General features: G+C 48.0%; 10 protein-coding genes. 3 read left to right on the top strand and 7 right to left on the bottom strand.

Features of this window, described 5'->3' with window-relative positions; translation table 11 throughout:
* Nucleotides 1–71: 71 nt before the first annotated feature.
* Complete coding sequence (gene ald, locus MTO69_RS04975) at nucleotides 72–1196, top strand: alanine dehydrogenase (RefSeq protein WP_248331667.1); 1125 nt, start codon at nucleotides 72–74, stop codon at nucleotides 1194–1196.
* A gap of 303 nt (nucleotides 1197–1499) precedes the next feature.
* Here ald and yfbV read toward each other — a convergent pair whose 3' ends face one another.
* Nucleotides 1500–1952, bottom strand: a complete 453-nt coding sequence (gene yfbV, locus MTO69_RS04970) for a terminus macrodomain insulation protein YfbV (RefSeq protein WP_248331665.1) — start codon at nucleotides 1950–1952, stop codon at nucleotides 1500–1502.
* 349 nt (nucleotides 1953–2301) lie between these two features.
* Between yfbV and MTO69_RS04965 the strand changes: the two genes are divergently transcribed.
* On the top strand, nucleotides 2302–3498 hold the full coding sequence (locus tag MTO69_RS04965; protein WP_248331663.1) for an acetate kinase: 1197 nt from the start codon (nucleotides 2302–2304) through the stop codon (nucleotides 3496–3498).
* Between the two features lie 117 nt (nucleotides 3499–3615).
* Nucleotides 3616–5760, top strand: coding sequence for a phosphate acetyltransferase (pta, locus tag MTO69_RS04960; RefSeq protein WP_248331661.1), 2145 nt, complete (start codon nucleotides 3616–3618; stop codon nucleotides 5758–5760).
* 65 nt (nucleotides 5761–5825) lie between these two features.
* Here pta and MTO69_RS04955 read toward each other — a convergent pair whose 3' ends face one another.
* The 6 genes from MTO69_RS04955 to oppB form a co-directional block, all read right to left on the bottom strand.
* A complete protein-coding gene (locus MTO69_RS04955) occupies nucleotides 5826–7100 on the bottom strand; it encodes an MgtC/SapB family protein (RefSeq protein WP_248331659.1) in 1275 nt (424 codons plus the stop codon).
* 201 nt (nucleotides 7101–7301) lie between these two features.
* A complete protein-coding gene (locus tag MTO69_RS04950; protein ID WP_248331657.1) occupies nucleotides 7302–8246 on the bottom strand; it encodes a glutathione S-transferase family protein in 945 nt (314 codons plus the stop codon).
* Nucleotides 8247–8440: 194 nt separating this feature from the next.
* On the bottom strand, nucleotides 8441–9433 hold the full coding sequence (gene oppF, locus MTO69_RS04945; RefSeq protein ID WP_282567526.1) for a murein tripeptide/oligopeptide ABC transporter ATP binding protein OppF: 993 nt from the start codon (nucleotides 9431–9433) through the stop codon (nucleotides 8441–8443).
* Nucleotides 9430–10401: an ABC transporter ATP-binding protein gene (locus MTO69_RS04940; protein ID WP_248331653.1), complete on the bottom strand. Its 972-nt coding sequence runs from the start codon at nucleotides 10399–10401 to the stop codon at nucleotides 9430–9432. The genes oppF and MTO69_RS04940 overlap by 4 nt, the downstream gene beginning before the upstream one ends.
* A gap of 29 nt (nucleotides 10402–10430) precedes the next feature.
* Nucleotides 10431–11333: an oligopeptide ABC transporter permease OppC gene (gene oppC, locus MTO69_RS04935; RefSeq protein ID WP_248331651.1), complete on the bottom strand. Its 903-nt coding sequence runs from the start codon at nucleotides 11331–11333 to the stop codon at nucleotides 10431–10433.
* Nucleotides 11334–11348: 15 nt separating this feature from the next.
* On the bottom strand, nucleotides 11349–12269 hold the full coding sequence (gene oppB / locus MTO69_RS04930; RefSeq protein ID WP_248331649.1) for an oligopeptide ABC transporter permease OppB: 921 nt from the start codon (nucleotides 12267–12269) through the stop codon (nucleotides 11349–11351).
* Between the last annotated feature and the right edge of the window lie 37 nt (nucleotides 12270–12306).

Genomic DNA, 12306 nt, shown 5'->3' with positions numbered 1-12306 from the left:
ACAGAATTACCCTACACACAGTTAATGCAACTAACATAGTTTATACAACCAATATAAAATGAGGATTCAGGATGATTATTGGCGTACCTAAGGAAATCAAAAACCACGAATACCGTGTCGGCATGATCCCAGCTAGCGTTCGCGAGCTAGTGTCTCAAGGTCACCAAGTTTTTGTTGAAACTAATGCCGGTTCCGGCATCGGTTTTTCAGACGATGATTACATCGCTGTAGGCGCATCCATTCTTCCTACTGCTGCTGACGTTTTCGCGAAAGCAGAAATGATTGTAAAGGTTAAAGAACCTCAAGCTGTCGAGCGCGCTATGCTTCGAGAAGGGCAAATTTTATTTACTTATTTGCACCTAGCACCAGATTTTCCACAAACTGAAGAGCTAATCAAGAGCAAAGCTGTCTGTATAGCATATGAGACTGTAACAGATAATATGGGTCGCTTGCCACTACTTGCGCCAATGTCTGAGGTCGCAGGTCGCATGTCTATTCAAGCGGGTGCACAAACTTTGGAGAAATCTCACGGCGGTCGTGGTCTTCTACTTGGTGGTGTACCAGGTGTTGAACCAGCGAAAGTCGTTGTGATCGGCGGTGGTGTTGTCGGCGCCAACGCAGCTCGCATGGCAGTCGGCCTACGTGCAGACGTGACTATCTTGGATCGCAACGTTGATACCCTACGTCGTCTAGACGAAGAATTCCAAGGTCGTGCAAAAGTGGTTTACTCTACAGAAGACGCGATTGAGAAGCATGTTCTAGAAGCTGACCTAGTGATCGGTGCTGTGCTAATCCCAGGTGCCGCTGCGCCTAAACTGGTGACCAAAGAACACATCGCTAAGATGAAACCTGGTGCAGCCGTGGTCGACGTTGCTATTGACCAAGGCGGTTGTTTCCAAACTTCACACGCGACAACGCATGCGGACCCAACTTACATCGTTGATGACGTGGTTCACTACTGTGTGGCGAACATGCCAGGTGCGGTAGCACGTACCTCTACCTTCGCACTGAACAACGCGACCTTGCCTTACATCGTAAAACTGGCGAACAAAGGCTACCGTGAAGCGCTACTTGAAGACAAAGGCTTCCTAGAAGGTCTGAACGTGATCCACGGTAAAGTGACCTGCCAAGAAGTGGCAGAGAGCTTCGATATTGAGTACGTCGACCCTGCTGAAGCAATTGCGATGTTCAACTAAGATTGAGTCTTAATAAATAATCATGAGAAAACGCTCACTTCGGTGGGCGTTTTGTGTATGAGATGCGAGTTGCGAGTTGCGAGTTGCGAGTTGCGAGTTGCGAGTTGCGAGAAAACCTTGGAAAATTGACATTACAGCGTCAACCTTTTTCTGTATTTCAGACGTAAGTCCCTAACAAAGAGCTCGGTATCAGATACCTACTCAGCAGCTATAACGTGTGCACCTCTCGGAGGGCGCAGCCCGTTCTTAATTCTCACAGGACGAAGTCCAGTCTCGATTCTCTAGGTTCTCGAAACTGTGCTTTTAGAACCAACGCTCCAAAGCGCTTTTATCCAGTTGGCGAAACGCTCGATTGAGGATTTGAGCCAACTCTTTATAACGTGGTCGAGATTTCATTGGCTCGAGTGCAAAACCGCTTTCTACTATTTTTTGGTGAATTTCTCGATACCAGCCTGCTAGTGAAGGAGGCAGTTGCGTATTAGCACGGTTGCCGAGCCACCACATCCCTTGAATAGGCATACTGATTGCGAACAGAGCGATGATCACCGCTTGAGGCATAGACTGATAGTTATTGAACGCCATTTGAGTAAGAACGCTGATAGCAGCTATCGCAGGCATGACCTTAACGCCGAAGCGGGTCGCTTTGATAATGCGTTGTTCGGGAAACAACATGTTCAGCTCTTTGCGCATTGGCCAAGTATCCATGTACTTTTGTCCGTCGCGTAGACTATGAACGATACCGACTTTATTACTCATAGGGCTCTCTCACTTCACTTAGCAATAGGTCCGAATTAAAAATAAGTTGAAAGTTTCAACTATTGGCACAAAAAATTGATGAAAGTTAATATTCTTTCAAATTTTTTTGTTATTATCGCCTATTATCGTTATCCTTTGCGGACCCACAATCTCATTGTTGCCGTTATTTACAATTTAAGCAACTCTAGAGACCTTTCTGCAGCGGATGCATGGGTGGTGGTCAGGATCACCACTGTCTTTATATACGGAATTCGAAGTTTTTTTGACCAAGATTAGTGCGCAGCTTTTTCTGCATCGTCTATTCTTGTGGTTAATTTTCATCCTAACTGATTGTTACAGGTAGTCACACATGTCTAAGCTAGTTTTAGTTTTAAACTGCGGTAGTTCTTCTCTTAAATTTGCTGTTGTTGATGCAGAAACAGGTGCAGAGCACTTATCGGGTCTCGCTGAATGTCTTCATCTTCCTGAAGCGCGTATCAAATGGAAGCTTGATGGTAAACACGAAGCTCAACTAGGCGAAGGTGCTGCGCACGAAGAAGCCCTAGCGTTTATGGTTGAGACTATCCTTGCTTCTAAGCCAGAGCTTAAAGCAAACCTTGGCGCTATCGGCCACCGTATTGTTCACGGCGGCGAGCAGTTTACTCAGTCAGCACTTATTACTGACGAAGTACTAAAAGGTATTCAAGACGCTGCAACATTCGCACCTTTGCACAACCCAGCACACATCATCGGTATCGAAGCAGCGAAGAAAAACTTCCCTGAGCTGCAGAACGTTGCCGTATTCGACACTGCGTTCCACCAAACTATGCCTGAAGAGTCGTTCCTATACGCGTTGCCATACAAGCTATATAAAGAGCATGGCATCCGTCGCTACGGCATGCACGGTACTTCACACCTATTCATCACTCGTGAAGTAGCAGGCCTACTTAACAAGCCAGTTGAAGAAGTCAACATCATCAACTGTCACCTAGGTAACGGCGCTTCAGTTTGTGCAATCAAGAACGGTAAGTCTGTTGATACTTCTATGGGTCTCACTCCTCTTGAAGGTCTAGTGATGGGTACGCGTTGTGGCGACATCGACCCTGCAATCATCTTCCACCTACATGACGCGCTAGGTTACTCAGTTGAGCAAATCAACAACATGCTAACGAAAGAGTCTGGTCTTGCGGGTCTAACAGAAGTGACGTCTGACTGCCGTTTCGTTGAAGACAACTACGGTGAGAAAGAAGAAGCTACACGTGCAATGGACGTGTTCTGTCACCGTCTAGCTAAGTACGTAGCAGGTTACACAGCTTCTATGGAAGGTCGTCTAGACGCAATCACTTTCACTGGCGGTATCGGCGAGAACTCTGGCCCTATCCGTGAAATGGTTCTTAACCGTCTTGCTATCTTCGGTATCGAACTCGACAACGAAGCGAACCTAAAAGCACGTTTCGGCGGCGAAGGCACTATCACAACAGCAAACAGCCGCATTCCAGCTATGGTTATCTCGACTAACGAAGAGCTAGTTATCGCTGAAGACACTGCTCGTCTAGCAGGTCTTTAATTGACTTAACCGGCTGACACAACGTCAGCCGGTTTTCTTACCAAGGGGCTTAATTGAGATATCGTCCCCAAGATGCTCAACTAAGCTTTTATCCCAATAGCTAAAGGTACTCTACGAATGTCTCGTACTATTATGCTTATCCCTGCCAGTGCTGGTGTTGGTCTTACTAGTGTTAGCATGGGTGTTCTTCGCGCTATGGAGCGCAAAGGCGTTAAAGTTTCTTTCTACAAGCCTATCTGCCAACCTCGTAGTGGCGGCGATCAACCAGACCTAACCTCAACCATCGTTGGTCACAACAGCGATATGAAAATCGGTCAACCTATGGCGATGTCTGTTGCTGAAAGCTTGATCGGTAACGACAACATGGATGAGCTGCTCGAAACCGTGGTTGAACGTTACAACCAGATCAATAAAGATGCAGACGTTACGCTTATCGAAGGTTTGGTTCCAACTCGCAAGCATCCATTCGCAAACCAAGTGAATGCAGAGATCGCGGCGACGTTAGGTGCAGAGATCGTATTGGTTGCCACGCCAGGCACAGATAACCCAGCGCAGCTGAAAGAGCGTATCGAAGTCGCCTGCTCTAATTTCGGCGGCACTAAGAACAAAAACATCTCTGGCGTTATCATCAACAAGTTGAACGCGCCGGTTGATGAAGCAGGTCGTACTCGCCCTGACCTATCTGAAATCTTTGATGATGCAGACAGCGCTAAGCAAAACGAAATGAAAGTGATGGAGATCTTCAACACTTCTCCTATTCGCGTTTTGGGCTGTGTGCCTTGGAGCATCGACCTTATCGCCACTCGTGCTATCGATATGGCGAAACATCTTAACGCAGACATCATCAACCCTGGTGACATCAACACGCGTCGTATTAAGAGCATTACTTTCTGTGCGCGCTCACTACCAAACATGATCGAGCACTTTAAACCGGGCTCACTATTGGTCACCTCGGCTGACCGCCCAGACGTTATCGTTGCTGCGGCTTTGGCTGCTATGAATGGTGTTGATATTGGTGCTGTGCTACTTACAGGTGGATACGACATCCCACAAGAGATTGTCGGCCTATGTAAACCAGCCTTTGATACCGGCCTGCCTATCTTTAAGGCTCAAGGTAACACTTGGCAAACCTCTTTGAATCTACAAAGCTTCTCAATTGAAGTGCCTGCCGATGACAAAGAGCGTATCGAGTTTATCAATGAGCACGTCGCTGGCCACATTGATGGCAACTGGATTGAGTCAATGACTGAAGGCACACAGAAGTCTCGTCGCCTAAGTCCACCTGCATTCCGTTACCAGTTAACTGAGCTAGCACGTAAAGCCGGTAAGCGTATCGTTCTACCGGAAGGTGATGAACCTCGCACGGTTAAAGCCGCGGCTATCTGTGCCGAGCGCGGTATCGCTGAGTGTGTGCTTTTAGGTAATCCTGATGAAATTCGCCGTGTTGCAGCGCAGCAAGGTGTTGAACTGGGTGCTGGCGTGCAAATCATCGACGCTGATGCAGTACGCAACAACTACGTTGCTCGTTTGGTTGAGCTTCGCGGTGCGAAGGGCATGACGGAAGTGGTGGCTCGCGAGAAACTGCAAGATTCTGTTTTCCTTGGCACTATGATGCTTGAGAATGATGAAGTTGATGGCCTAGTTTCAGGCGCGGTTCATACCACGGCGAACACTATCGTACCGCCATTCCAAATCATCAAGACCGCACCAAATGCATCTATCGTTTCGTCAGTCTTCTTCATGCTATTGCCTGATCAAGTGCTGGTCTACGGTGACTGTGCGATCAACCCAGATCCAACCGCTGAGCAGCTTGCAGAAATCGCGATTCAATCGGCAGACTCTGCCGCAGCCTTTGGCATTGAACCACGCGTAGCGATGATCTCTTACTCGACTGGTGAATCAGGTAAGGGTGCAGACGTTGATAAAGTACGTGAAGCGACTAAGCTTGCTCAAGCGAAACGTCCAGACCTAGTCATCGATGGTCCTCTGCAATACGACGCAGCCATCATGGAAAACGTAGCGGCTTCTAAAGCGCCAAACTCTCCTGTAGCGGGTAAAGCGACAGTATTCGTATTCCCAGACCTAAACACTGGTAACACGACATACAAAGCGGTACAGCGTAGTGCCGACCTAGTGTCGATTGGTCCAATGCTACAAGGTATGCGCAAGCCAGTGAACGACTTGTCTCGTGGCGCCTTGGTTGACGATATCGTCTACACCATTGCTCTAACAGCAATCCAAGCTGACCAAGAGCAAAAGTAATCGCCTTTCAACGCGATATATAACTTCAAAAGCCCTCCTCGCGAGGGCTTTTTTGTATCATGGCCTCAATGCGTGAGCGCAAGTGCCACCGCTCCAGTGATAACACTTGCGATCATCACTGGGGCGACCCTTATCCATAGCTTGCGATGACCAATCGCCACCACCATTGCCATCTTTACTAAGGTATTCACTGACGCTGCGAGAATAATGCCCAGTGCCGCTGTGGATACGGCAAGGCTTTGGGTGCTCTGTCGGCCTAGCGCAAGTGAGATAGCATCGACATCCGTGATGCCTGATAGCGCTGCCAAGATCAACACACCGGTACTCCCCAGCCAATCCGACAAGGCGTGGGATAACAGCATGATTATCGCGAGCACCACACCAAAAAACAGCGCAGATTGCAGCGCAAGTGGATTGGTTTGTTTATTACTCTGCTCGACTTTTTCTATCTGGCACGCACGCCAAATCCACCAAGCTGGCACATAGATGGCCACCATCATAGTCACGATAACCGGCCATATTAAGCTCACTAGCTGCGGGTTGATCACCGATAGTACGATTAAAAGGCGGGGAAACATGGTACCGCAGCTAAGTAGAATTCCGCTCGCTAACAGTGGGCTAATCCCCTCTTGCTCTCTTGAAAGCTGAGAAAACTGCAGTGTCAGTGCGGTAGACGAACTGAGGCCAGCAAAAACCGAGGTAAAAAGGATCCCGCGTTTCGCACCACCAATCTTAATCGCGAAGTAGCCGACAAACGAAATACTGGCAATCAGCACCACCATCCACCAGATCTCATATGGGTTAAGCGCATTCCACGGACCAAACGTCTGGTTGGGAAGTAGCGGCAATAGCACCACAGAGATCAGCATCAGGCGCAGCGCTGCATCGAGTTCGTACTCCTGTAAACGCTGCAACGCTTGATGAAGCTCTCTCTTGTTGTCCAACACCACAGCCGTAATGACCGCCGCTGCCGCCGCAACCACCACTTGCCCTGACACCGCCAAGGTGCCATTAACAAAAGTGATCAATAAGCTGACCACACCAGTAATACTGATGTCTTTACTCTTTTGTTGTTGAACGACAAACGCAATGCAGGCCAGAGTCACTAAAGCGATGAGGCCAAAGCCAATCAGGTAAGGGGAATAGATCTCTGCCGCAGCACCAATCAAACCGCCGAGCAGTCCCACCAATGAAAAGGTCCGTATCCCCGCAACACGACTGCCCTCTTGATTGTTACGCATCACCCAACCGCGTTGAGTGCCAACAATCGCGCCAAGCATTAACGCAATAAACAGGTTCCAGACAAGATGTTCGCCACTGACCAACTGATCAATATCCATTAACCCCTCGCTAAAAATTCGTTCGCGATATCATTAGTTTATGTGAACAGGCAATTTAAGTTGTGACCGCTCAACAAGTTTGAGCAAACAAAGTCAGACGGGGCATATTGTTAGCGAAATCGTGATAGGACATCGGTCGAGGATGACAAGATGAATCAAAAAAGCGCCATGGACACGGCGCTTTTGGTTGAATAGTTGGAGCTAGAGAGCCTCTCTTCCATGCGGCGAATCGAGATCGAGATCTGGCCCTTTGGGTACCACTTGTGTCGGGTTGATTCCAGTGTGGCTGAAGTAGTAGTGGCGTTTAATATGATAGAAATCCGTGGTTTCTTTCACACCGGGCACTTGATACAGCTCCTTCATGTAACCATTGAGATTTGGGTAATCGACAATGCGTTTTTTGTTGCACTTAAAGTGGCCAACGTAAACCGCATCAAAACGGATTAAGGTAGTAAACAAACGCCAATCCGCTTCTGTGATCTGCTTGCCTGCCAAGTATCGCTGCGTCGCCAGGTGCGATTCCAACTTGTCGAGCGCGGCAAACAATTGTTCGTAGGCCTGCTCATAAGCCTCTTGGGTGGTGGCAAATCCACAGCGGTATACACCATTGTTCACATTCGGATAAATAAAATCGTTCCACTGGTCGATGGTTTCAGCCAGATGCTGAGGATAGAAATCGAGATCGTTGCCAGTTAAACCGTTAAATGCTGAGTTAAACATGCGGATGATTTCTGACGACTCATTGCTCACGATAGTGTTGTGTTTTTTATCCCACAATACTGGCACCGTCACTCTACCTGAGTAATCGGGTTTGGATTGAGTGTAAATCTGGTGCAAACGCGTGTGCCCGAATAAGGGCTCAGGCAATCCCATTTGCCAACCTTCACTGAGCATATCAGGGCACACCACCGTGACGTCGATATGAGGCTCTAGTCCTTTAAGTTTTCTGAATATCAAGGTTCGGTGCGCCCACGGGCAGGCCAATGAGACATAGAGATGGTAACGGCCAGATTCAGGTTGGAACTGGGCGCTTGCATCGTCCTCTATCCAATCTCTAAAGCCGGCATCTTCACGAACGAACTTACCGTTGCTCGACTTGGTATCGTACCAGACATCATGCCATACACCGTCTACTAGCTTTCCCATTCTCCACTCCTACGCGAATCAATTTTCGTTGCAAACAGTATAGGGATAATTCGACTTGGGTTGGTTAGAGACAGTTGGTTTAGATGTTCGAATATTTTGAAGCCATAACAACCCAGCATGACTTCTGGCATAAAAAACGCGACGTCCTCTCGGAGTCGCGCTTTTTAAGTATCAGCAAGTTGTTAGCAATAAACTTAAACGCTCACATGTAAACAAGATACTGCGTGTAAGTCAGTGCCTTGGATGGTCGGCTTGGTTTGCGCACAGGCATCAGTGGCTTGCGGACAACGGGTACGGAACACACAGCCAGACGGCGGATTGATAGGTGAAGGCAGATCGCCCTCGAGCATTTCAATCTGCTTATTGCGTTCAAGCTTAGGATCCGGAATAGGCACTGCAGACATCAAAGCGCGAGTGTATGGGTGCTTTGGATCAGCGAACAAGGCTTCGGCCTCACCCAACTCAACCGCGTTACCTAAGTACATCACCAGTACGCGGTCAGAGATGTGTTTGACCACTGACAAATCATGCGCGATGAAGACCAGTGAAAGGCCTAACTCTTTTTGCAGCTCTTTGAGTAGGTTAACAACCTGCGCCTGAATCGAAACGTCCAGAGCAGATACCGGCTCATCACAGATGATCATTTTAGGCTTAAGAATCAGAGCGCGGGCAATACCGATACGCTGACACTGACCACCAGAAAACTCATGTGGGTAACGGTTGATAACGTTCGGCAGTAGACCAACCTTAGCCATCATCTCTTTAACGCGATCTTTCACTTCGGTCTTAGACAGTTCCGGATAGAAAGTTTCTAGCGGCTCAGCGATGATGTCCCCCACCGTCATGCGTGGGTTAAGTGATGCAAGCGGGTCTTGGAAGATCATCTGAATCTCTTTGCGAGTTTCGCGACGTTGTACTTCTTGCATCTTGGTTAAGTCTTGGCCTAACCACATCACATCACCATCAGTAGCCTCTACCAGACCGATAATGGCACGCGCAAAAGTCGACTTACCACAGCCAGACTCACCCACAACACCGAGTGTTTCACCTTCGTAAAGTCGCACGTTAACACCGTCAACGGCTTTAAGCTTGGCCGGTTTTGCCCATGGCCAAGCTGACTTGGCGGCAATATTAAAATGAACTTTAAGGTTCTTTACGTCCAATAATAGCGATTTATCTACACTCATTTGCTCCAAGCCTCCCAATCAGAAAAACATGCACGCTGACGGCCATCGGCAAATGGAGTCAGAATTGGCGTATCTTGCTTACAACGGTCCATCACACGGTGACAGCGTTCCTGATAAGGACAGCCTGGTGGCAGGCGCAGCAAGTTTGGCGGGTTACCCGGGATGGTCGGTAGAATTTCACCTTCCGTATCAAGGCGAGGAATCGCTTTCAGTAGACCTTCGGCATATGGATGGCTTGGATTGTAGAAGATTTCATCAACCGTACCGTATTCCATGGTACGGCCTGCATACATCACCAACACCTTGTCACATGAACCAGCAACCACACCTAGGTCGTGGGTAATCATGATAATTGCTGTGTTGAACTCTTGTTTCAGCTCATTCAACAGATCCATGATCTGGGCTTGAACCGTTACGTCCAACGCCGTAGTTGGCTCATCGGCGATCAGCAACTTAGGACGACATAGCAGTGCCATTGCAATCATTACACGCTGACGCATGCCGCCTGAGAACTCGTGTGGGTACATGGTAATACGTTTGCGAGCTTCTGGGATTTTAACCGCTTCGAGCATACGTACTGACTCTTCGAATGCTTCGGCTTTGCCCATGCCTTTGTGCAGCATCAGCACTTCCATTAGCTGATCACTCACCTTCATATATGGGTTGAGTGAGGTCATTGGGTCTTGGAAAATCATCGCAATCTGCTCTGCGCGCACCTTGTTCAATGCCGCTTCTGGTAGATTGAGGATTTCATTCCCTTCAAACTTTGCGCTACCAGAGATGATACCGTTTTTGGCTAACAGGCCCATAATCGCAAATACTGTCTGAGACTTACCTGACCCAGACTCACCTACAATACCCAGTGTCTCGCCTTGGTTTAGCGAGAAGTTTAAATCGTTAACTGCGGTGACAATACCATCTTGGGTAGTAAACTCTACGCGCAGATCTTTGACATCTAATAAGCTCATCATTGCTTCCTTAATCTTTCTCTAATGCATTATCTGTCTTTAGGATCGAGCGCATCGCGCAGACCATCACCAACGTAGTTGAAGCAGAACAGCGTCACCACCATAAATGCGGCTGGGAAAGTCAGCTGCCAAATGGCGATTTCCATTGTTTGCGACCCTTCTTGAAGAAGCGCGCCCCAACTTGTCATCGGCTCTTGAACACCAAGACCAAGGAATGAAAGGAAAGATTCGGTCAGAATCATGCTTGGGATAAGTAGCGTTGAGTAAACCGCAACAATACCCAATACGTTTGGCACGATATGGCGAGTAATGATTTTCCATTTGCTCACACCACAAACATGTGCCGCTTCGATGAACTCTTTGCTGCGTAGGCTAAGTGTTTGACCACGTACGATACGCGCCATATCCAGCCAAGCAATCGCACCAATCGCAACGAAGATCAGAATGATATTACGCCCAAAGAAGGTAACCAACACGATAACCAAGAACATAAATGGCACCGCGTACAAGATCTCTAGAATACGCATCATGATACGGTCGACTTTTCCGCCGACAAAACCTGATGTCGCACCATATAAAGTACCGATAACCACGGCCACTAACGCGCCCAGTACGCCAACCATCAATGAAATACGACCACCAATCAGGGTTCGAACATACAGGTCACGACCCAGACTGTCGGTACCAAACCAGTGTTCAGCGCTTGGACCAACGTGCATCGCGTACCAATCAGTGTCATCAAATGTGTACGGCGCAATCATTGGTAGGAAGATAACCGCTAAGGTCATCAAAAATAGAATAAACAGGCTGACCATCGCCGCCTTGTTGCGCATAAAACGAATACGCGCGTCTTGCCACAAACTGCGGCCTTCGACTTCTAAATTCTCTGCAAACTTCTCGACCGCTTCGAGATTTTCTTTTTTCGTTAACATAACCAATCTTCCCTGTTAGTAGCGAATTTTCGGGTCAATCATTGCAAGGAGAATATCTACCACTGCGTTGAATAGAATGAAGAGGAAACCGATCAGAATGGTAATCCCCATCACCAGCGAGTAATCGCGGTTAAAGGCTGCGTTGACGAACAACTTACCGATACCTGGCAAACCAAAAATGGTCTCGATAACGACTGAGCCAGTAATGATGCCGACGAACGCTGGTCCCATGTAAGAGACAACAGGTAAAAGGGCAGGTTTAAGTGCGTGTTTCAAAATAATGTAACGGTAGCTCAACCCTTTCGCGCGCGCGGTACGGATAAAGTTACTGTTTAACGTTTCGATCATCGAACCACGGGTAATACGCGCGAATGTTGCGATATATAAGAAAGACATGCCGAGTACTGGTAACACCATGTACTCAATGGCACCGCCATTCCAGCCGCCCGCTGGGAACCAACCCAGACCAATAGAGAAAATATAGATAAGAACGGGGGCGAATACGAACGACGGCAGCACCACCCCTATCATGGAGGTGGACATCACCGTGTAGTCGAGCCAGGTGTTTTGCTTTAACGCGGCGAGCGTCCCGACCGCAACACCGACAATCACAGTGAAGATAAAGGCATAAAAACCGACTTTTGCCGATACAGGTAGCGCCTCAGACACCAGCTCGTTTACCGTATAATCTTTGTACTTAAACGAAGGGCCAAAGTCGCCTTGAAGGATATTGCCTAAATAGGTAGTGTATTGCTCAAATAGAGGCTTATCCAAGCCGTATTTCTCGTTGATATTTTGCATCACTTCAGGAGGCAGGGTTTTCTCTGAAGAAAAAGGGTTCCCCGGAGCAAAGCGCATCAAGAAGAACGACACGGTGATCAACACCAATAGGGTCGGAATCGCTTCCAAAATTCGAGAGAAAATTAGCTTTAACATAAAACATCTCACATCTAAAAAAACAGTGCGCTAATAA

Source organism: Vibrio sinaloensis (assembly GCF_023195835.1).
Lineage (GTDB): Bacteria > Pseudomonadota > Gammaproteobacteria > Enterobacterales > Vibrionaceae > Vibrio > Vibrio sinaloensis_C.
Note: the sequence above shows the minus strand (reverse complement) of the source record. Positions and strands in the feature narration are given on the sequence as shown.